Source organism: Actinosynnema sp. NPDC004786, assembly GCF_053601135.1.
The window spans coordinates 12,895-34,349 of record NZ_JBSGBG010000009.1 but is presented as its reverse complement, the minus strand read 5'-3'; the positions used below and the strand labels follow the sequence as shown (position 1 = coordinate 34,349).

The window sequence follows — 21,455 nt, the reverse complement described above, 5'->3', positions numbered from 1 at the left end:
GGTCCGCGCCCGGCGCGGGACGTCCGGGCGCACAGTACTACAGCACGTCATCGACCAGGCGCGGTCCGCACTTCCCGCGTCCGTCCACTGTGGATCGCGCAGGACCGGGCCGCGACAGCGGTTCGGGACCGCGAAGCCGGGGGCGCGACCGGCGCGGGTCAGAGCGCCAGGCGCAGGTGGTCCAGGCCGACGTACGCGAGGTTCGCGCCCCACTCGACCCCGCCCTCGGCCACGACGGCGTCGGGGAACCTCCGGGTGAACCCGCGCAGCAGGGTCGCCGCCTCCAGCCGCACGAGCGGCGCGCCCACGCAGTAGTGGGCGCCGAACCCGAAGGCCAGGTGGCGGTCGGCCGGACCGGTCGACGCGGCGGCCGCCTCCTCGAACAGGCCGCCGGCGGCCAACGACACCAGCACGAGGTCACCGCGCCGCAGCCGCTCGCCGTGGAACAGCAGGTCCTCCGCCACCACCCGACCCACGTTGCGCAGCGGCGGGCGTTGTTCCAGCACGGACTCGACCAGCGCCTCGACCTCGCCGGGCACATCCCCGGCGACCAGGTCCCACCGGGTCCGGTCGGTCAACACCGCCAGCAGGCACGACCCCAGCAGCGACGCCGTCGTCTCCAACCCTCCGAACAGCAGCATCGCCCACGTCGCGGTCGTGCGGGCGCGGTCGGCCGGGGTGTCGCGGGGGAAGGCCGCCAACGCGGGCGATCCGCGCAGCGCCTCCGTCATCTCCGCCATGGCCCGCGTGGCCGCCTCGGCGTGGTCGCGCCGGTACATCGCGGCGATGAACGCCGAGAGGGCCTGCGACCACCCGTGCAGCACCGCGGGTTCCGCTTCGACGCCCACGAGGTGGGCCATCACCCGTCCCGACAACCCCTCCGCGAGGGCCGGCACCGCGTCGTGCCGGGGGTCGGCCGCCAGCTCGTCCAGGCAGTCCTCGACCAGCCGCTCGACCACTCCCGCCAGGGAACGGGTGAACGAGGCGGAGAACAGCCGCTGCACCGGTTTGCGGAGGGCGGCGTGCTCCGCGCCGTCGGTGTGCACGAACCACAGCCGGAGGAACTCGGTCAGCTCCCGGTACTCCTCCCGGGACCGCTCGGTCATGTACAGCTCGGCGGACCGCTCGGAGGTGCGCGACGAGAACGCGCGGTGCTTGAGGACCACGCGGGCCAGCACCGGGTCGGACACCACCCAGCACTCCAGCCCGTCGTCCCACGTGATGCCGGGCGTGGCCGCGCCCCCGCCGGCCCCCGCCGCACCCCCGCCGACCGCGGTCCCGCCTCGGACAGCCACGCCGACTCCTCCCACACGGCGGCGCGCGACCGTTCCCCGACGATCGGCGCGGCGGACCTCGCGGTCCGGTCGTGGAGCTTCGAGTCCCCCCAAGGGAATCCCCCACCCGGTTCGAGGCTAGGAGCGTTCACCGATCCGTGTCAACGCGGGCGACCGAAACCCTCCACCGGGCGAGGTGCGGCTCGATCCCGTTGCCGCGCCGCCACTTCCCCGTCCGCCGACCGGGGTCGGCACCGATCCGGGTGATCCGGTCACCGACTCGGTCGGGTGAAATCCACGGGGCCGTCGTCCGGCTCCGGGGCGATCATGCCGCCGCTGTGGTGCGGTGTGCGGAAGACCAACACGGGTGCGGGCGAGTGCGTGGAGGCGGGCGTGATGCGGTCGAGGGCGCGTCGGACCGGGTGGGCGGCGGCCGCGGCGGTGGGGCTCGGCGCGCTCCTGTGGGCCGGTCCACTCGCGACGCACGCCCAGCGGACCGCGGTCGCGGCGGCGGGCTTCACCTGCGGAGCGCTGTACTCGGTGCAGGGCGCGGGCGCGAATCCGGGCGCCCGCGCGATCTGGTCGGTCGACCCCGCCACCGGCGCGGGCACGCCGGTCGCGGCGTTCGGCGGGGTGACGGGCACCATCAACGCGCTCGGCATCACCGCGGGCGGCACCGCCGCCTACGGCGTGGCGGCCAACGGCACGGCCCGCACCATTCACCGCTTCGACACCGCGACCGGCACGACGACCTCGGCGCCCGGTGTCGCCGACGCCCCGGTGACCCACGGCGCGGTCAACCCCCGCAACGGCTTCTACTACTACGGCGGGTTCGTCGGGACCACGCTGAAGGTCTACGGCCACGACCCCCGCACCGGCACGTCGCTCGGCCTGGTCGCGCAGGGCGCCACGCCGACCGACGGCGCCAACGGGGACTGGGCGTTCGACCAGCAGGGCAGGCTGTACGTCGTCGGCGGCGCGGGCGGCACGAACAGCGTCTTCGTGGTCAACGAGGAGATCCCGACGACGGCCGGGCCCGCGCGGGCGATCACCGGTCGCCGGATCACCACGATCAGCACGCCGGGCCAGGCGCTCAACGGCATCGCGTTCGCCGGTGACGGCTACCTCTACCCCGCCAGCGGGACCACGCTGTACCGCGCCAACCCGAGCACCGGCGAGGTGCTGGGCAGCCGCGCCCTGTCGCAGGCCGGTTCGGTCGACTTCGGCTCGTGCGCCTCGCCGAACACGATCGTCGTGCGCAAGGACTTCCCGCTGGGCCGCGTCACCCCGTCCGACCAGGCCACCGTCACGGTGACCGGCGGTGGCATCACCACCGGGAACACCGGCACGACGAGGGGTTCCGACGTGGGGTTGCAGACCGAGCCGGGCGAGATGGCCGGACCGGTGTTCGGGCTGGCCGGGAGCACGTACACCGTGTCCGAGTCCGGCTCGGGCACGAGCGAGAGCGGACCGACCGCCCCCGGCTACGAGCGCGGGTGGGAGTGCGTGAACCAGAACAACGGGCAGGTGCTGGCGCGCGGCACGGGCACGAGCGGGCAGTTCACCATGCCCGACGGCGGCGCCGCGGGCGTCGCCGCGCTGTGCACGTTCACCAACACGGCCAGGGTCTCGCGGATCGACCTCACCAAGGAGGCCGGCGCGATCGCGGACGCGGACGGCAACGGCCCGGACGCCGGCGACGCGATCCCGTACACCTTCACCGTCGCCAACACCGGCACGGTCGTGCTCGAGACGATCCGGGTGGACGACCCGAAGGTCGGCCCGGTGACCTGCCCGCCGGGTCCGCTGGCGATCGGCGCGTCGACCACCTGCACCGCGACGTACCGGCTCACCCAGGCGGACGTGGACGGCGGCAGCGTGCCGAACACCGCGACGGCGACCGGGACCGCGACGAACCTGCCGGACGCGACCGACGAGGACTCCGTCACCACGCCCGTGCCGGTGACGAGCGCCATCTCCCTGGTGAAGGCCGCCGCCGGCGTCGCCGACGTGGACGCCAACGGCCCCGACGCGGGCGACACCATCACCTACGCGTTCACCGTGACCAACACCGGCAACGTCACCCTGACGGGCGTCGCGGTCGACGATCCCCGGGTCGGCCCGGTCACGTGCCCGTCGACCACCCTCGCACCGGGCGCGTCGACCACCTGCACCGCGCCGCCCTACCCGCTCACCCAGGCCGACGTGGACGCGGGCGCGGTCGACAACACCGCCACCGCCACCGGCGTCCCGCCCACCGGCGACCCGGTGACGAGCAGCGACCACACCACGACCCCGGTGGAGGTCGTCGCCGGCCTGGACCTGGACAAGCGGGCCACGTTGGCCGACGCCGACGGCAACGGCCGGGCCGACGCCGGCGAGCGGGTCGACTACTCGTTCGTCGTGACCAACACCGGCTCCGTCACCATCACCGACCCGACGATCGTGGACGACCGACTGGCGGCCGCCGGGGTCGCGGTCACCTGCCCGACCGGACCGTTGCCGCCGGGAGGCAGCACCACCTGCGCCGCGACCTACGTCGTGACCCGGGACGACGTCACCGCGGGCGCCATCGTCAACACGGCCACCGCCACCGGCCGGACCCCGGGCGGCGGCGCCGTCGACTCCCCACCCGACACGGCCACCGTCCCGTCGGGCGCCCTGCCGACCACCACCCCACCCGAGCCGCAGCCCGAGCCTCAGCCGACCCGACCCGGCACGCCCCCGCACCCCGAGCGCCCCCACGACGAATTGCCGAGCACCGGCGTCAACGTGGCCCTGGCGGCGCTCTCCGGGCTGGCGGCCGTGGCCCTCGGCCTGCTGGCACTCCGCGCCGGAAAGCCCCGCCGCGAACGGTGACACCCCCACGCCCCTGTGGTTCCCCGCCGGGTCCGATCCGGACCGAACCCGGCGCCACCCCGTCAGGCCGGTTGGACGAGCGGCCCCAGCAGCCAGTTGCCCGGGGCGTTCTCGTCGTCGCTGAGGTAGAACTCGGTGATCGCGGTCCGGAACTCGTCCTTGCCGATCCGGCCGTCGCCGTCCCGGTCGAGCCGCCGGAACGCGTCGCCGGAGTACGACGGGTCGATCCCCAGCCCTTCGTACATCCGCACGTACTCGTCGAACACGAGCGAGCCGTCGCCGTTGGTGTCCACGATGCGCATGAAGGCGTCGGCGATCCTGATCACCGCCGCCTCGAAGTTGCCGGGGGCGGTCACGCTGGACTTCATCAGGTCGATGAACTCCTCCCGCGCGACCCGCCCGTCGCCGTCGGTGTCCCCCTCTTCGAGCAACCGCCACCAGCTCGCGAACGCCTCCCGGACCGGCTCGGCGTTCCCGGGGTCGGCGCCGCCCGGCAGGCCGGTGAACAGGTCCGCCATGCCCCGGAGGTCGTCGGCGGTGAGGTAGCCGTCCCCGGTCCGGTCGAACCAGTCGAAGAGGACGGTGAACTTCCGGTCCTTCGTGTCTGACATCTTCGGCTCCTCTGCTTCGGTTCCACGAGGGCGAACGCCTCGTGCGCCCGGAGGCGAAGAAGTCGAACGGCAACCCGGTGCCCGGCCGGGACGGGGAGTCGGCCCGCTCCGGCGACCCCACGATCCGACCGGCCGACGCCTCGCCGTGCGCCTCGGCGTCGCGCTCCCGCGCAGTCCGCCGGGAGTTGCCCATCTCCGCCCCTCGGTCAGGGGTTCGTCCCCTGCCTCGACGGTGGCAGCGCCGCCTGCCCGGCGGCCAGCGACTTCACCCGGCGGATCGGGCACGTCACCCGAGCAGGTCTCCCGGCGGACCAGGGGCTCAGGACAGCCCGGTCTGCGCCCAACCGCGGACCGGCAGGCGGTTGGCCATCTGCAGCACGAGGACGGTGCACGCCACCGCCGCCGCCACACCGAGCAGCCAGAACGCGCCGAGCCCCAGGCACGCCGGCGCCGACACGTCGTGACGCCCGAAGACGTACCCGGCCGTCCACCCCAGGGCGAGGACACCGGCGCCCGTGAAGGTGATCAACAACGGCAGCGTCGACCCCAGGAAGTGAGGTCGACGCCGTTGGCGCTCCTCCAACCACCGCTCCCAGCCGAGCCCGCCGCGCACCCGGTCGCTCAGCTCCTCCTTGATGTACTCGGCGACCCGGAGGGTGCCGAAGTGCTGCGCCACCAGACGACCGCAGAGGAGGTACGACCCGAACGGGACGATCAACAGCAGCGCCGTCATGCCCGGCCGCGTGAGGGCGAAGCCGAAGATGGCGCCGGTGAACGTCAGCTGCAGGGACAACATCTGCTGCTGGGCCTTCACCCTGTCCTGGATCTCGTCGCGGAGGGCGGCGAACTCCGCCAGAGGCCCGTCCGCGCTCCCGATCTCCCTGTCCGCCAAGGACGACATGGCCCACGACCGTACGCACCCGCCCGCCCCCGGAACGCGGAACCGACCGCGGGTCACCCGGACGGCGCACACGGCCCGCACCCACCGGATCACCGGGTCCGCCGCCCGACGGACCCGGTGATCGGCGCGTCGCGCGGGATCAGGCCCTGGGGAGGGTGAAGATCAGGCCCTCGCTCGGGTTCGACCAACTGCCCTTCACGTCCACGGTGACCACCTTCGCCCGGTGCTGCTTGTCCGGCGTCAGCCCGGTGATGGTCGCCTGCTTCTCCGTGACGAAGACGACGTGCCCGCCGTCCAGGTACACGTGGTAACCGGCGGTCGGGTTCCACCACGAGCGGGCGTCCCACGCCAGCGTCACGGAGGTCGGGGTCGACGAGACCACGTGCAGCGCGTCCGGGCGGATCGGCCGGTCGGCGTGGAGCATCAGCGCCTGGAGCGTGCCCAGCAGGTCGTTCTGCGCCGGGTCGTGCGAGCAGGACGCGGTGATCGTCGGGCCGAACGGCGTGCCGTCGGCGCGTTCCGGGCGCAGCGTCAGCGCCAGGTCGTCCACGCGCAGGTCGTAGGCGCCCGGCACGGGCAGGTACAGCGCCGGGAAGGCTCCCGCGGCGCGCACGGCGGTCGTGCGGACGTCGGTGATCCAGGTGGGCGCGAGCGTGAACGCGGCCCGCGTGGTCCGCGTCCCGTCCGGGCCGACGACCCTCGCGTCGAGCGTCGCCGTGCTGTCGCCGTCCAGGCGCACCCCGCTGCCCACCGGCAGGGCCGGCCGCAGCTCACGCAGGTCCAGGTCCACGTCGAGGAAGGCGTAGGTGCCGCTGGGGGCGCTGTTCGGGCCCGCCTCGTCCGGCAGCCCGCCGACCACCCACGCGGTCAACGCCACGGTCGGGCCGGCGGAGGTCGTGCAGGTGTAGTCCATCCGCACCGCGGTCGTCTGCGCCGCCGCCGGACCCGCGGCTCCCGCCAACGCCCCGGCGGCCACCAGGGCCGAGGCCAGGGACAGAGCGGTGACGCGGAATGTGCTCCATTTTTTGCGCAACTTTACGTCCCCTCCGTGTGCACTCGCCCACGTTCAGTGTTCCGCAAATGACGGTCGGTGTGCGTGGACCGTTCAGTCGCAGTGGCGGGAAGCGAAGTTGCCCCGTTCCGGCGAAGCACTCAGGGGGTCGGGGTCTGCCGGATCAGGACACCGTCCGCCGGGTCGGCGGATATGCCGAATGCCAGGGCGCGGTTGTTGCCGATCACCACGTCCCGGATCCCCCGGGCGCGGTCGAAGCCGTTGTCCCGAACGGGGGTGCGCCGCCAGTGCGCGCCGTCCGAGGAGTGCCAGATCACCCCGGCGACGTCACCGTACGTGCCACCGGGAGCGATGAAGCCCGTTCCCCGGTTCCGGATGGCCCACAGGTAGCGGTCGTGCGCGGGGACCACTCCGGCGTCGGGGAGCGTCCCGGGATCGGTGCGGGCCGGCCGCCACGCGCCGTCCCGTCGGCACCACATCCGCGGCTCGTCGGAAACGCGCTCCTGGTCCGGCGCCGGCCGCCGTTCCACCACGACGACGGAGGCGTTGCCGGCGATTCCGCCGATGCCGGTCCTGCCCGTCTGGGGAAAACCGGCGGAAATGTCGTGCCAGGTCGTCCCGTCGGCCGACGACAATATCGAACAACGGTCACGATCGCACAGCCCCAGCAGGAAACCGTTCGACGTCGCGGCCGCGACCGGCGCGTAGTCCTCGTACCCGGCCTCGGGTTCGGGGATGGCGAACATCCCGGAGAAGCACCGCCCGTCCCGGGAATACCACGCGCAGACCTCGCGGTGTTCGGTGTCGAAGCCGCCGTTCGCGCCGACGACCAGGACGCCGCGCAGCCCCGCGGTGATCACCAGGTTCCGCGGTGCCGGCGGGTTTCGGTCGCCCGGCAGGAGCGGGGTCGACTCCCACCGGTCGCCTCCCTCGGTGCGCCAGACCGCCGGTCCTCGCGCGTCCCGCCCCAGGAGGTAGGCGGCCGGACCGTACCCGCTCACGACGTTGACGTGGCGTTCGAGCGTCACCACGTTCCCCGGTGCGCTTTCGCGCCAGTCCACACCGTCCGCCGACACGTGCACCCGAGAAGGGCCGTCGAGGGACGAGTGGGCCATGACGAACCCGTCGTCCCACGGAACCGGGGCGTCGCCCCAACCGGGCACCACCCAACCGGACTCGCAGCCCACGCGTAATCGGCTCACCGCCGCGACGGGATCCCCTCCCGAGCGGTCGCCGGGACGGCCGTCCACCGCGTGCAGCGCAACGAGTGCGACCGTGACCGTCAGGGCGAGGGCCACGACGACCAGCGCGATCACGCCACGTCGGTCGTGGGTCGACCGGATGACGACGCTCCCCACCCTGCCCGCCTGCACGACGTCGCGGGCGACTCCGCTCACCGAGTTCCGGTTGTCACCCGGTGCCGCGTCCTCAGCGATTACGACCACCTCACCGCCCCGAGCGCCCGCACACCGCCGACCCGCGGACCTGATCGTCAAGCTACGGCAGGACGATGTGGCATAACCACCCCGGTGCCGAGCGGAGCAGCGCTCCGACCGGTGGCGCCGCCTTCACGTGCTTTCAGCGGTCTTCCCCGTACCTGCGGCAGGGTCACACGGCACGAGGACTCGCCACCGGTCCGGCAGAGGAGGCAGCACGACGCCTTCCCCGCGCACGAACTCCGCCCTCCACCGCTCCCGGCGGCGGGCGTACCGGTACTCCCACACGGCGGCGACGAGGTGACAGACCAAGGCCGCCACCACGATCACCCGAGCGAGCACCCCTTCCACCCCGACCAGGACCACTGCCAGCACGGTGACCAAGAGCAGTTCGCACAGCGCCCAGACCACCGCGCCCCACCGGCGCGCCGGGACGTCGGCGCGCAACGCCGTCAGCGTGTCCACCTCATCCGCGCCGTGCTCGCGGATGCGCGCGACCTCCGCCCTGCGCCGTCGCGACTCCCGGAACGCCTCGATGATCGCGTTCGCACCGGCCGCACCCAACCCGACACCGGCGGCACTGGCGAACCAGGCATCGGGCCCCACCGCCACCACCGCCACCGCGGCCACGAGATCCAGCACACCCGACCCGACCGACAACCACAACTCCCGCCGGAGGAGCCCACCGGGCAACTCCCCACCAACCGAAGTCGCCACCGGCCGCAACGCCACCATGTTGACCACTTCGTCCCGCGCCCGACGAACCCTCTCGTCCACCGCGCCTCCCCCGGCACTCATCCCACCCACCCACGGCTAACCACTCGCCCACCACCTCAAACGCCGCCGAACCCGACCCGACCGCCGACGGTCGAACCGATCCCTTCGCCATCCGCGGACCGGCCAAGCCGGGGCGACGACTACGCATCCGCGACGGCGAGCCTGCCGGACTCCCCGCCGATGCGTTCCAGCACGGCGCGCGCGGCTCCCCCCGTGAGGACCACCCAGCTCGGCGTAGAGCAGTTTCCGCACCTCACGGGCTCTGCCCACGCGTCACCGGTGAACACCGAGGTTCGCCGCTATCAGCCTGTTCGCGAGTTGCCTCGCCTCGTGAGCTTCCCGCGGACCGCACGGATCGTCGTGAGCGGCGGCGTTGGAGAGTGCGGCGAGCCTGCGGGCGTCGCGGCGGACATGGGCGGGTGCCCAGCCCTCGGTGGCACGGTCGTTGGCCAGCGTGGAGAGGCAGAACCGGTGGTCCCTGAGCCCGCGTGCCCGCTGACCAGCGCCTCTCGTGCTGTTGACCTGGACGAGCCAGTCGGGGCCGTAGTACTGCCGCAGTCGCGCCTCCAGAGCGGGTGCGACCGCGCGCGCTCCGGATCGCGCCGCTGCGCGGACGACGTCGGCATGGTCCGTGCCATGCTCATCGTCACGTTGGGAGAACCGGATCAAGCCGTTGTCTCTCCAACGGTCGGCACGGCGGCCTGAAGGCTCGGCATGTCGCAACCCGTCGGGCCGCCTGATCGCGAAGTAGAGCACGAGCCCGATCGGCAGAGAACCGAGCGCCGCCACACCTGATCGGTCGGCGTAAACCAGGCTCAAGAGCAGGGCGGTGCCCGTCTCGGCGACGAACAACCCCACGGCCACGAGCGGAACTCGCCACCCCCGGCCGGTGCTCCACCGGCGCACGCACACCGCCCATGCCGCACCGACGGCGACGCCGAACCCGATCGCGGCCATCACGATCACCACCTCCGCCGTCGGCGGAGTGCCGTTGAGGGTCCCCGCCTGCGCCATCTCGACGGCGTACCGGTGCCACACGCCGGTGGCCAACCACCCGGCGAAACCCGCGAACATCGCCCGACCTTGCCTGCGCTGGCGCATCGTCGCCACCCCTCCGGTGCTCCGCTCGAACCCGCTGCGTGGTGGCAGTCGGCAATTCGTTCATGATGGCGTAGCGGGCGTGAGGGGTCGGAAGCAACCGCGACCGATGGGTGGTGGCGGTGGAACCTCACCGCCGACCTCGGAGTCCCGGCGCTTCCCGCGCCGCGACCACGACGGCACGTACAGCCAGGCGTTCGACGCCGTCTTCCACACCGACGACCTCAACTCGCGATGCCACGACCAAGCCGACCGATCGCGAAGCCGGACTGCACCTCGACACGCCGCTGACCAGTCATCGGCCGAGTACGTGGTGGACGCCGCACGTCAGCAGGTTCCCAGCGGGACAAGGTGATCACGTACCAAGTTCCGCCTCGTACTCGCACCGGATCACGCACGACGTAAGTCGCCGCAGTGATGTACGCCGACGACTACGGGCGTCCCCTTACGCGTGCCGCGCCACGGACCTGCCGCTACCGCCGGTCCCGACGAGGTACCGCGCTGACCGGGCGGGTGCCGTCGTTCGACGCCACCCTGAGCCTCACTGCGGTCTACACCGGCATGCGCTGGGGCAAACCGACTGGGCCGCACTGGTCCCGGATCGACTTGGACACCCGCCTACAAGGCCAACGGCTCGAACAGTGGCTCACCGACGCCGCGCAACCGACCTGCCCAGCCAGCACGACTACGCCGCTGGCGTGGAGCGTGACCTGGCCGCCGTCACCGCACGGCTCACTCTGCCCTGGAGCTCAGGAGTCGTAGAAGACCACGTCAATCCGTACCACATGCTCGTACGCCAGATGCAGGGACGCGCGGGCTTCCAGCTACTCCGCGAACGGGACCTGTTCTCCTGACGATCAGTCACCGGTCGACAGAACTCGAGCCAGAGCCGGTCCCCACCGACATAGCCGGCAGTCAGCTCTCCAGACGCCCGTGAGCGAGCCGACCTGGGGTCGACCCCAGAATCATCCAAGATTCCTCCCATTCGCCTGCCCGACGATCGAGGACACGGAGGACGTGCCTCCAGAGCTCAGGATGTAAGGGGGAAGCGGATGCGTTTGGTTATGAAGGCGATCGGCGTGGTGGCAGGCGTGCTGACGGCACTGGCCGTGGTGGCCGCACCCGGTTCGGCGGTGGAGGCCCAGCAGGCGGTCAGCGTCGACAGCGTCGACGGCTACTACAACGGTTCCGTCGTGGTCGGCACGAACGTCGTCAAGGCCAACGGCAGCATCGCAGACACGGGGTTCCATCGGAGTTCGAGCGCGCTCTACATCAACATCAGGTCGAGCTCGGGCACCTACAACATCCCGTTCGCCACGGTCGGCAACGGTGACGCGTACGTCTTCGCTACCCGCCAGAAGGCGTTCCCCGGGACGTTCATCAGCGGGACGGCGACCATGTGCTCGTGGCGCAACTCGGGCACCGGCAGCGTGTGGGCGTGCGGCACGCCCCAGTCGATCGGCTGATCACGCTGTGGTGTCTTCCTTCGCTGGCGCAAGGCCGCACCACGACGTTGGTGGACGCCGCCTCCACCGGCCACTCCCAATGAACCGAGTATGTTCGACCAACCGGACAGTGCTGCCTTGTTCCACTCGGAGCGACGGCCACTTGATCCGGTCAGTCATCACCACAGGGGGAACCCATGATCGTTTCCACGCTTCGTAGATCGGCGATGTTCGTGGCAGGTCTGGTCGCGGCCATTAGTTTGGTGGGCGCCGGCACCGCGGCGGCAGACGACATCACTGCGACCGGCGCGGTGTACGGAACCACCAATTGTTCGGCTGCCGATGGTTGGTACGAATACTGGAAGGTGTCGGACAACCTCGGTGGCTACCCCGCCTACGACGCGCAGATCGAAGGCCTCGCGGTCATCGCCGGTTATTGCGACGGATACGACGACGCGGTCGCGCAGGTCACCTTCAAGTACCGCAGCGGCGGGACCTGGGCGACCCAGAACTGGGTCACCATCGCCAAGGCATCGGGCGACCACGTCGTGGACAGGTCGTACAGCACGATCCGTGATCTTCGCATCCGGGTCTGCGACAGGATCAACAGCAACACCGTTACCAACCTCAACTGCACCGGCGTGAGCTGACTCGGGATCGGCTGGATTCGGCACAACTTGTCGCCCGACCTCAGCGGCCTTGATTGCCAAGGTCCTGGATCGGTCGCCTGATGCCCGCGTTCGCCCGGTGAGCACTCCGGCCGAACGCGGGCAAGCGGGCCTGTCCAGCCAACCAGCAGGGCCGCTCGTTCAACGGCGACCAAGTCGACACGATCGACGGCAACGTGCTCTGGCCGAGGGGGACATCCTCGGGCAAGATCCTTACCGATAGGATCTCCACCGTCCACCGACACAGCGGCGCCACCGATGTCAACCGCGTCCAAATGGACCGGACGCACGGTCCGCAAAAGTGTCGATCACGAGGCAAAGCCGCAGTGATCCTCACCCATCCTGATCACGCAAGCTCACCGCTCCACAGAACTTGAGCCAGAGCCGAGTCAGGATCTCGACCCCCGGAGCGGTCGTCGCGGCTCACCACGGCGCCCGCGTCGAAGTCCCTCGCGCATGCTTCGCCTGTCGACCGGCACGGCGAGTGGTGGCTCCCTAGGTCCATTCGAAGTGGTGGATGGTTCTCGGCGCGCCGATGGACGATGCAGAGGAGCGTCGTCCTGTCGGTGATGCGACCGGTCGAGGCGGTGCTTCCCGGGACACGCGCCTCCCCGCTTCGTTGGGGGCTCCGTTCGTGGTGTGACCGCACGATGTCGGTGCGCAATAGGCGCCGTGTCTGTTATGCATGAGGGTCAGTACGTGCACTGAGCGGGGGCTGGGTGATGGAATTCGGTTTGCTTGGCGAGGTTCGTGCGTTGGTGGACGGTGAGCCGGTGGAACTCGGCCATAGCCGTCAGCGCTGCGTGCTGGCGGTACTGGCGGTGGAAGTGAACCGTCCCGTCCCGGTGGATCGTTTGATCGATCGGGTGTGGGGGGATGCGGCACCGAACGGGGTGCGCACCACGTTGTACGGCTACATTTACCATCTACGGAAGGCCGGTGTGGCCATCTCACGGCGATCAGGCGGGTACATCCTGACAGCTGATCCGACAACAGTCGACCTGCACCTGTTCAACCGCCTTGTCTCCAACGCCCGTAACTCCGGAGAACCAGGGCTGCAGATCCTGGACGCCGCGTTGGCCCTGTGGCGTGGGGAACCTTTTGAAGGCATGGAGTCACCCTGGTGGACGTCGTTGCGCGAGGAACTACTGCAGCGGCGATTGACTGTTGAACTGGAGCGCAACGACCTCGTATTGAATGAAGGTGGGCACCAGGATCTACTCGCCAGGCTATCGACGTTGGTGGCGGCGCATCCGCTCAATGAACGAGTGGTGGAGCAGTTCCTGCTGGCCGCCTACCGCTGTGGATTGCAAGCCGAAGCTCTGACCTGCTTCGAGGAATTCCGCAGTCTGTTGGCCGAGGAACTGGGCGTGGATCCGGGGCCCGGTCTGCGGGAGTTGCACCGTCGTATCCTTGACGCCGACCCGGTCCTGACATCACGCCCTGTCGAGGCTGGACTCGTGCCTCGACAATTGCCCGCTGCTCCACCGCTGTTCATCGGACGGGCGAAAGAATTGAACCTGCTGGACGGGGCCTGGCCGGTCGACCACACGGCGACCGGTGAGCGGATAGTGATCTCCGCGATAGCCGGCGCTGGCGGTATCGGTAAGACCTGGTTGGCGCTGACATGGGCTTACCGTCACCTGGAGCGGTTCCCCGACGGGCAGTTATTCGTCGACCTGCAGGGTTTCAGTCCCGAAAGCACACCGTTGGAGCCCGAAGTGGCAGTGCGCGGCTTCCTCGACGCCCTGGGGACTGAGCCGGCTCGGATCCCGACCGACCGTCATGCGCAGATCGCGCGTTATCGCAGCCTAGTGGCAGGTCGACGGATGTTGATTGTGCTGGACAACGCCGTGTCCGCCGAACAGGTGATCCCATTGCTGCCCGGCAGCGCTTCGTGCACTGTGCTGGTCACCAGTCGCCACCGGTTGCCCGCTCTGCTCGCCCGCCACGGCGCTCGACCGTTGGCGTTGGGAGTGCTCTCCGCGGCGGAATCACGTGCGCTCCTGGTAGCCGCCCTGGGCCGAGATCACGTCATGGCCGACGAGCAGGCGACTGCCGAGTTGATCGCGTTGTGCGGCGGGTTTCCTCTCGCGCTCGGACTGGTCGCTGCCCGTTGTCGTCCTCACGTGTCACTGGCCGACACCGTCGCCGAACTGCGCAGTCTCGGATTAGAGGCCTTGTCCGACGTTGACGACCCGGCCGCCAGCCTGCCCGTCGTGCTGTCCTGGTCGCTGCGCCATCTCACTGATCGGCCGCGGCGGATGTTTGCGCTGCTGGGCATCGCGCCGGGCCCCGACATCGGCCTGCAGGCCGCCGCCAGCCTCGTTGGACTGCCGGTGCAACAGACCCGCGCGGACATGGAAACCCTAGTCGCCAACTCTCTGGTCGATATCGCCCCAGGCGGCCGGTACATCATGCACGACCTCACCCGCGCCTATGCCACGACCCTCGTCCACGATCTGCCCGAAGTTGTCCGGCAGACGGCGCTGGAACGCGTCGTCGACTTCTACCTTCACACCGCCCACCACGCCCACCGCCTGCTCGTTCCCTACGACGAGCCGGTCCCGCTCGAGCCACCCGCACCGGGTGTCCACATCCATCCACTGCCCGATCGATCAGCCGCGATGGCCTGGCTGGACGCCGAACACCCACACCTGCTTGCCGCGCAGCACACCGTCGCCACCCACCACCGACATCGCACCGCCTGGCAGTTGGCCCAGGCCTTGTCGCCTTTCCATCATCGACGGGGGTACTTCCGCGAAAGCCTGGCGATGTGGCAGATCGCACTGGATGCCGCGACCCACCTGTCCGAACCCTCCATCCACATCCTCGCCCACCGGTTCGTCGGTCGCTCACATCTCGGACTGCGTCACTACAACGAAGCAGCCGAACACCTACATCGGGCGCTCGCTGCGGCCGTGCAGGAACGTGACGTTGCTCAACAAGCCGATATACACCTCGATCTTGCGGAGATACAGGAATTACAGGAGGACACTCCCGAAGCATTCAAGCACGCACAACTCGCCTTAGAACTTGCCCGCACTCTCGACCAGCCGATACGCGAAGCCGGCGCGCTCAACGCGGTGGGATGGTATGCGGCCCTGCTCGGCAATTTCGACACCGCTCGCGACCTTTGCCGCGCCGCCCTGACCTTATGCCGCCGTCACCACGAGTTCGACGCTGAGGCAGCTACCCTGGACAGCCTGGGCTACATCGCATACGCAACCGGTGACCACCACCAGGCCATCCAATATTACGACCAGGCGCTGACCCTGCTTCGCACCCTCGGCCACACCTACCAGGTCGCCAGCACCCTCGAACACCTCGGCCATCCCTATGTCGGCCTCGGACAACAGGAACAGGCTCGCGAAGTCTGGAGAGAAGCATTAAGACTCTTCCGCGAACAAGGACGTGACGTCAATGCCGAGCGTGTCCAGCGACAGATGGACGAATGCAGTAGCCGTTGATCATTCCACGACCCCCCATGCATGGGTTGTTCGGCGAGGTGCGTACAGCGGTCGGCGGAGTACCGCATCCACGCAGGTAGAGGACGTACGAGGTCCAAGGGAGTTGAGCGTTCGCGAGCACTGCTGCCATCCGCTGTGACGTTGACCAGCACGGCATGATGACCGGCTGTGCTGCTCCGACTGGCCGACCTCGGCATGGCCAACGCCTTCGCGCTGCTGCGCCTGCTGCCCCTGAGCGACCGGGACAAAGACACGAAGATCCTCACGCTCCGGCACCAGATCACCGTCCTGGAACGCCAACTCGGAGATGCCCGTGCTGACCGACCCCGGTCGCCACGCTTCGTCGGCTCCGACTACTGATGTGCTCGGAGACAGTTCTCCGCTCGCACCCAGACTCCTTGCCCGCCGCCACGCACCCAGATCCCGTCCCAAGCGGCCCGGCCGACCACCAACGGCACCTGCTCGATGCGCTACGTCGGTTCGAGCACTTCTACAACTCCCGCCAAAGCATCGCCAACGCCCGGCCACTGCGCACGCTGCCACCCACCGTCACCGATCAAGCAGCCCTCACCCCCAACTCGACATCCACCGAAGGCAACGACGGCGCGGCATCCGCAACGAGTGCCACCGCGCCTCCGGACCTGCACGGATGACATTCTCGGCGACCACAGCGCTCACGCTGACCCGAAGGACCGTGTCAGGTGCCCCGCAGGTGGTCCACGAGCCGGAAGAACTCGTCCGGTGGGAATATCCGATCCAGTTCTCCGTTGTTCCCGTCGGCGTGCAACGGGTGCAGGCGGCCCTTGTGGTACCAGAACACGTCCAGGCTGAGCCGGTCGCCGGCCTGTGAGCCGACCTCGTAGACGAGCTTCAGCAGCGGCTCCATGGTGTTGATGTCGCGGTGCTTCCGGATCGGCACCGCGACGATCTGGTGCTCGCGGGGGATGCCGACGAGCGCTCCGTGCGGGAGGTCGGTGCCCAGCAGCTCCTCCAGCCGCACCAGCTGCGCGACGCCCGACACGCCCTGGTCGACGACGACGTGCAGCGGCGAGCTCTCGGGCTGGTCGTAGGTCTGGACCGACACGTTGTCGCCGCGCATGTTGTCGATCGCGCGGAACAGCAGGTCCTGGTGGGCGATGCCCCACCGGGCCGCCAGGTGGCCGAGGACGGGGAACGCCCGCTGATGCCTGCCGGACTCGCCCGGCCCCATCGCCACCAGGAGCGCGGCGAACTCGTCGTTGAGGTAGACGGTGATCGCGTCCGGGCCGAGGTCCGCGGTCCGGGTGATGACGAGGCGGAACAGGGAGTCGCGCTGCGCGGCCGGTATCGCCAGCAACTCGCGGCACGGGCTGTGCTGGGTGCAGTCCTCGGACGCGGTCGGTTTGCTCTGCCGGAAGATGGACATCGCCTCGGTCTCTCCCTGTGTGGTCGGGGCAGTGATCTCATCGCTGTGTCAGGTCGTCATGCGCTTGAGCCGAACCCGTACGCCGTCGGCGCGCAACCAGCCGTAGCCGACGTCTTGCAGCAGCCGCAGCAGTGCGTCGAAGTCCATGCTCGTCCACTGTGGACCGTGCCGGCGCAGGAACGCTTCGAGGAACGGGGTCGCGCCGTCGTCCCAGTCGGCGGCCTCGCGCGCGTCCAGCTCCCAGTCCAGTTCCCACAGGCGCAAGCCGTCAGGGTTGGCGGTCAGCAGGAAACGGCCGTCCGGCGTCAGCGTGACATCGCGCACGCCGCGCTCGTGACCGTCGAGCACCCGCAGCGGTCGCCCGGTGCGGACGTCCCGCACCACCGGGTACGACCAGGCGCCGCACGTGACCGCGAACCGCCCGTCCGCGGTCATCCGGACCGCGTTGAGCCTGGTCTCCGGCCCGTCAACGGTCCAGACGACGTCTCCGGTCGCCATGTCCCACAGCCGGAGGCCGTCCTGGCCGCCGGTCAACGCGAGGCGGCCGTCCGCGCTGAGCGACACCCGTCCCGCTCGCCACCCGAAGCCGCTCGGCAGGTCACGGGTGACGCGCCCGCTGCGGAGATCCCACAGCCGCAGCCCGGAATACGTCGTCGTCACGGCCAGGCGGCCGTCGCCACCCACGGCCAGGTCGTCGTAACCGACGCTCAGGTCGGCGGTGCTGCTGCCGTCCGGTACCGCCAGCTCCCGGATCAGGCCACCGGTTCCCGGGTCCCACAAGGGGAGCCGGCCGATACCCACCACGGCATGCCTTCCGTCGGCGCTGAACCGCACCGGCAGCGACCCGCCCATCGACCACCGCGTAGCGGTCAGGACGCGCAGGCAGGTCGCGCTGCCGGTCTCCCACAGCCGGATCGTGCCGTCCCGGCTCGACGACAGCACCCGTCGCCCCTCGGCGCTCAGGCAGACCGACCCGACCTCGCCGCGGTGCCCGCGCAGCTCCCGCAGACAGGTGCCCGACCGGGTGTCCCACAACCGGATCGTCCCGTCACCGTCGCCGGACACCGCGAGCCGTCCGTCAGCGGTCAGGTCCACCGCGCGCACCGCCGTGCCCCCCGCGATCAGGGTGGACGACCAGGCCGACCGGAGTCCGGTGCGCACAGCGCGACGGCCCAACGCCCACCACGCCGTCATGACCCGCGACGCCCGCTCGTACCCGTCGACCGCCCGTGCCTGCCGCAGCAGGTCGAGCGCCGCGGGCAGGCGGTCGGCCGCCATCGCTGCCTCCGCACCGGCCAGCAGGGCGTCGACCCGGTTGCCCCGTTCGTTCAGCTCGACGTGCGGAAATGGTCGGCTCAGCAACGCCGTGCCGCGGTGCTCGCCCGGCAGTCGCCACCGCCGGACCGTCCCGTCCTGGCCCGCCGAGAGCGCGAACCGGCCGTCGACGTGCACCGCGGTGGTGCCGTTCCGGTGGGCCTGGAAGGTGCGCAGGCATCGGCCACCACCCAGCTCCCACAACCGGATGGCGCTGTCGTACTTGCTGCCGGACAACAGGAAGCGCCCGCTCATCGACAGGGTGTCCGGCGTCGACTCGCTCGCCAGGACGTGCGCGAGCCGCCCGTCGGCCAGGTCCCAGACGTGGACGGGCTCCTCGAAGGAAGCGGTGGCCGCGAAACCGCCGTCCGCGCTGAAGCACAGGGCGGTCACCATGAACCCGGGCACGGTCAGCTCGCGCTCGCACGAGCCGTTCTCCAGGTCCCACACCCGCACGACGGACGTGGGCGAGCCTTCCGGGCGCCGGCCGACCGACAGCGCCCGGCGGCCGTCGGCGCTCACGTCGATCGGCCCGGCGCCCGCGGTCCCGTCGAGCGCCAGGTGCCGGTCGCGATCGGTGCCGAGGACGCGGAGCACGCCGTCCGCGCTCTTGTGGACGAGGCGGCGCCCGTCCGGGACGAGCCGAACCGCGCCGCGGCCGCCGGAGTCGCCGCCGGCGTGCAGGCGGCGGCCGTGCGGTCCGGCCAGATCCCAGAACCACACGGTCCCGTCCTCGTAGACGGCGGCGGCGAACCGTCCGTCCGGGGTGAGGTCGACCGCGTGCACCGGGCCGTGCCGCGCCCCGACGGTGTGGACGCACCGCCCGGCCGCGACGTTGTAGAGCCGGATCCTGCCGTCCCGCTCCGCGGTCAGCACGAACCCGCCGTCGGGGGTGACGGCGAGCGGGACCACGTACCCGTCCTGACGCCAGGGCACCCGTCGTTCGTGCACGAGGCCGGCGTCGGCGACCTCGCCGGACTCGACCACGCGCACCGTCGCGAGCACCTCGGGTTCCCGCGACTGCCGCCCGGCCAGTGCGTCGAGGAGCACGCGGGCGGCGCCGAGGTCGCCGCGCTCCAGGTGGATCCGGGCGAGCGCGAGCCGCACCTCCCAGTGGTCGCCGGTGTGCGCGCGGAACGCCTCCATCCCGGTGACCAGCTCGTCGTCGGTGATCTCGCCCCGGCGCCACTGCGCGAGCCCGGCGTTGTAGACGGCCCGGGTGTGCTGCGGATCGGCCGCCAGGGCCTGCTCGAACGCCGCCTCGGCCTCTGCCGGACGGCCGAGGTCGAGCAGCGACAACGCCCGGTTGTTGAGTTCATCGGCGAGCAGGTCGGCCATGACCGGCGCGCGCCGGGGGTACGGCCGGCCGGTGACGGCCCGGTAGGTGTCGACCAGTTCGGCGGCGACGTCGACCATGGTGCCGGGCCGACCGGCGGGGTGCTCGCGCAGGCACCGTTCGAGCAGGTCGCCGAGAGCCCGCGGGAGGGCTACCGCGCCGGGCACGACGCCCGCGCGGTAGCCCGCCAGCGCGATGCCCGCAGTGGGTCCGTACGTCCAGGTGGCCCTGCCGACGCACATCTCGAGCACCGACACCGCGAAGCTGTAGATGTCGGTGCGCCGGCTCACCGGCATCCCGTCCGCCTGCTCGGGCGAGGCGTACCGCGGGGTCAACCCGCCGCCCCCGGGGACCGGGACGCTCGCGCCGGGAGCGGAGGCGGGGCCGGTCAGCGCCAGGTCCCTGGCCCGGGCCAGTCCGAAGTCGGTGATCTTGGCGGTGCCGTCGTCGTCGAGCAGCACGTTGGCGGGCTTGACGTCCCGGTGCACCAGGCCGTGGCCGTGCGCGTGGTCGATGCCCCACGCGGTCTGGATCGCGATGTCCAGGATCCGACCCAGCACCTCGGGCGCGTCGCCCTCGTACAGCCGCCGGTCCGCGATCCAGTCGTACAGGCTGCCGCCGGGGACGTACTCCGCGAACACCCGCGGCACACCTCCGAGCACGCGCACGTAGTAGCAGTGGGACACCTGCGGGTGCAGCCCGAGCGACACCCAGGTCTCCGCCTCCTCGACGAACCGCTGCCTGCTCGCCGCACTGTCGAACAGCTCGGGCCGGGGGCACTTCACCGCGAGATCGATGTTCCACCCCAGGTGCCGGACCCGGTACACCACACCCATCCCGCCCTGTCCGTGCACCGCGGTCACCTCATAGCGGTCGTCGACCACCTGGCCTTTCCGCCACATCGGCGCCGGCTCACGCATCCGCGTCGCCGAGCACGTTCAGGTCGGACGGCACCAGCGTGCCGGTCCGCAGCAGCGCCTGGATCAGGTTGTGGTTCAACGCGTTGCCCACCGGCTCGCCGACGCCGTCCTCGCGCCGGAGGCCGGGGACCGGATCCGGGCCCGCGGCGAGCCGCCGGCGCACGGCGTTGACGGTGTGCGCCGCCTTGTTCTGCGTCCACCGCCTGCCGTCGTCCACCTGGTTGAGGTCCGCGGCCACCTGTTTCCACGACACCGGCTGGGCGTAGCGGTCCTGCCGCAGGTACCGCTGGGCCAGCGCGGTGAGCACCAGCCGTTCCTCCGGGCTCAAGTCGTAGGCGTCAGGGGGCTTCGTCCGCTCGTGCTCCCCGCCTTCGGAGCCTGCCGTCCCGGCGCCGACGACGTGCAACTCCAGCAGGTGTGCCCGGTGCTTCGAGGAACAGATGAACAGCGGGGTGTAGCCGGGCGCGAGGGCCACCTCCTGGCCGGCGAGCAGCAGGAGATCGCCGGGGAGCTGGAGCGGCAGGCTCCCCTTGTTGTTGGAGATCCACCACTCCCGGCCGTCACCGACCACCGCCCCGTGCGACCGGCTGACGTAGGGATCGGTGACGCCGATGGGCACGTGCACGTCGTCCCTGCTCCGCCCGAAGCGAAGGACGAACTCCTGCTCCTGGGGCGGCACGACGAACCCACCGTCCGCCGCCAGCGCGAAGATGGTGCCCGTCGGCATGTCCGGCACCCCACGCGCCAGGCTGGGCGTGCCCGCCGGCAACGGGTGGGGCCGGAGATTCCTGTTCGTCACGCAGGCTCCTTTCAGGCAACGGCAGGCTATCGCGCACGTCTTGAGACCGGTCTCAAACGCGCACGCACCGCGCCCCCACCTGCGGCGATACTCCGTGCCGAAGCCGCCGTCAAGGGTCCGGACCACGACC

The 21,455-nt window shown here is 70.8% G+C and carries 15 protein-coding genes; 5 read left to right on the top strand and 10 right to left on the bottom strand.

The genetic code is table 11. The annotated features are described in order from the left end of the window. Positions 1–158: 158 nt before the first annotated feature. Complete coding sequence (locus ACWEFJ_RS10035) at positions 159–1,295, bottom strand: hypothetical protein (protein ID WP_449713520.1); 1,137 nt, start codon at positions 1,293–1,295, stop codon at positions 159–161. Positions 1,296–1,622: 327 nt separating this feature from the next. Between ACWEFJ_RS10035 and ACWEFJ_RS10030 the strand changes: the two genes are divergently transcribed. Beyond that, positions 1,623–4,133, top strand: a complete 2,511-nt coding sequence (locus ACWEFJ_RS10030; protein ID WP_449713519.1) for a DUF7507 domain-containing protein — start codon at positions 1,623–1,625, stop codon at positions 4,131–4,133. A 62-nt stretch (positions 4,134–4,195) separates the two neighbouring features. Here ACWEFJ_RS10030 and ACWEFJ_RS10025 read toward each other — a convergent pair whose 3' ends face one another. From ACWEFJ_RS10025 to ACWEFJ_RS10000, 6 genes are all read right to left on the bottom strand, one after another. Further along, the gene (locus ACWEFJ_RS10025; RefSeq protein WP_449713518.1) at positions 4,196–4,744 is read right to left on the bottom strand and encodes an EF-hand domain-containing protein; all 549 of its coding nucleotides are present in this window, start codon (positions 4,742–4,744) and stop codon (positions 4,196–4,198) included. Between the two features lie 319 nt (positions 4,745–5,063). Beyond that, the gene (locus ACWEFJ_RS10020; RefSeq protein WP_378093827.1) at positions 5,064–5,645 is read right to left on the bottom strand and encodes a hypothetical protein; all 582 of its coding nucleotides are present in this window, start codon (positions 5,643–5,645) and stop codon (positions 5,064–5,066) included. Between the two features lie 139 nt (positions 5,646–5,784). Next, positions 5,785–6,678, bottom strand: coding sequence for a DUF6801 domain-containing protein (locus ACWEFJ_RS10015; RefSeq protein WP_378093825.1), 894 nt, complete (start codon positions 6,676–6,678; stop codon positions 5,785–5,787). Between the two features lie 119 nt (positions 6,679–6,797). Continuing rightward, entirely contained in the window at positions 6,798–8,054 is a 1,257-nt protein-coding gene (locus ACWEFJ_RS10010; protein WP_449713517.1) for a hypothetical protein, read from the bottom strand. A gap of 171 nt (positions 8,055–8,225) precedes the next feature. After that, positions 8,226–8,828 carry a hypothetical protein gene (locus tag ACWEFJ_RS10005; RefSeq protein WP_449713516.1) on the bottom strand — a complete coding sequence of 201 codons (603 nt, stop codon included), beginning with the start codon at positions 8,826–8,828 and terminating at the stop codon, positions 8,226–8,228. A gap of 315 nt (positions 8,829–9,143) precedes the next feature. Further along, positions 9,144–9,971, bottom strand: a complete 828-nt coding sequence (locus ACWEFJ_RS10000; protein WP_449713515.1) for a hypothetical protein — start codon at positions 9,969–9,971, stop codon at positions 9,144–9,146. Between the two features lie 1,049 nt (positions 9,972–11,020). On the opposite strand from ACWEFJ_RS10000, the gene ACWEFJ_RS09995 reads away from it, so the two are divergent. The 4 genes from ACWEFJ_RS09995 (at position 11,021) to ACWEFJ_RS09980 (ending at position 15,911) form a co-directional block, all read left to right on the top strand. Continuing rightward, on the top strand, positions 11,021–11,434 hold the full coding sequence (locus ACWEFJ_RS09995) for a hypothetical protein (RefSeq protein WP_449713514.1): 414 nt from the start codon (positions 11,021–11,023) through the stop codon (positions 11,432–11,434). Between the two features lie 176 nt (positions 11,435–11,610). Then, positions 11,611–12,063, top strand: a complete 453-nt coding sequence (locus ACWEFJ_RS09990; RefSeq protein WP_449713513.1) for a hypothetical protein — start codon at positions 11,611–11,613, stop codon at positions 12,061–12,063. Between the two features lie 740 nt (positions 12,064–12,803). Then, positions 12,804–15,551: a BTAD domain-containing putative transcriptional regulator gene (locus tag ACWEFJ_RS09985; protein WP_449713512.1), complete on the top strand. Its 2,748-nt coding sequence runs from the start codon at positions 12,804–12,806 to the stop codon at positions 15,549–15,551. Between the two features lie 168 nt (positions 15,552–15,719). Beyond that, on the top strand, positions 15,720–15,911 hold the full coding sequence (locus ACWEFJ_RS09980; RefSeq protein WP_449713511.1) for a hypothetical protein: 192 nt from the start codon (positions 15,720–15,722) through the stop codon (positions 15,909–15,911). A 337-nt stretch (positions 15,912–16,248) separates the two neighbouring features. On the opposite strand, the gene ACWEFJ_RS09975 is transcribed toward ACWEFJ_RS09980, so the two are convergent. The 3 genes from ACWEFJ_RS09975 to ACWEFJ_RS09965 are packed head-to-tail and all read right to left on the bottom strand — an operon-like array spanning position 16,249 to position 21,325. Beyond that, positions 16,249–16,956 (bottom strand): hypothetical protein, encoded by a 708-nt coding sequence (locus ACWEFJ_RS09975; protein ID WP_378093817.1) that lies wholly within the window; start codon positions 16,954–16,956, stop codon positions 16,249–16,251. Positions 16,957–17,004: 48 nt separating this feature from the next. After that, a complete protein-coding gene (locus tag ACWEFJ_RS09970) occupies positions 17,005–20,460 on the bottom strand; it encodes a protein kinase domain-containing protein (protein ID WP_449713510.1) in 3,456 nt (1,151 codons plus the stop codon). A 58-nt stretch (positions 20,461–20,518) separates the two neighbouring features. Continuing rightward, a complete protein-coding gene (locus ACWEFJ_RS09965; RefSeq protein WP_449713509.1) occupies positions 20,519–21,325 on the bottom strand; it encodes an FHA domain-containing protein in 807 nt (268 codons plus the stop codon). Between the last annotated feature and the right edge of the window lie 130 nt (positions 21,326–21,455).

Excerpts from the sequence above, each read along its gene's own strand:
- ACWEFJ_RS10025 (WP_449713518.1), bottom strand. The coding sequence starts at position 4,744 with ATGTCAGACACGAAGGACCGGAAGTTCACCGTCCTCTTCGACTGGTTC.
- ACWEFJ_RS10020 (WP_378093827.1), bottom strand. The coding sequence starts at position 5,645 with ATGTCGTCCTTGGCGGACAGGGAGATCGGGAGCGCGGACGGGCCTCTG.
- ACWEFJ_RS10005 (WP_449713516.1), bottom strand. The coding sequence starts at position 8,828 with ATGGTGGCGTTGCGGCCGGTGGCGACTTCGGTTGGTGGGGAGTTGCCC.
- ACWEFJ_RS10000 (WP_449713515.1), bottom strand. The coding sequence starts at position 9,971 with ATGCGCCAGCGCAGGCAAGGTCGGGCGATGTTCGCGGGTTTCGCCGGG.
- ACWEFJ_RS09995 (WP_449713514.1), top strand. The coding sequence starts at position 11,021 with ATGCGTTTGGTTATGAAGGCGATCGGCGTGGTGGCAGGCGTGCTGACG.
- ACWEFJ_RS09990 (WP_449713513.1), top strand. The coding sequence starts at position 11,611 with ATGATCGTTTCCACGCTTCGTAGATCGGCGATGTTCGTGGCAGGTCTG.
- ACWEFJ_RS09985 (WP_449713512.1), top strand. The coding sequence starts at position 12,804 with ATGGAATTCGGTTTGCTTGGCGAGGTTCGTGCGTTGGTGGACGGTGAG.
- ACWEFJ_RS09975 (WP_378093817.1), bottom strand. The coding sequence starts at position 16,956 with ATGTCCATCTTCCGGCAGAGCAAACCGACCGCGTCCGAGGACTGCACC.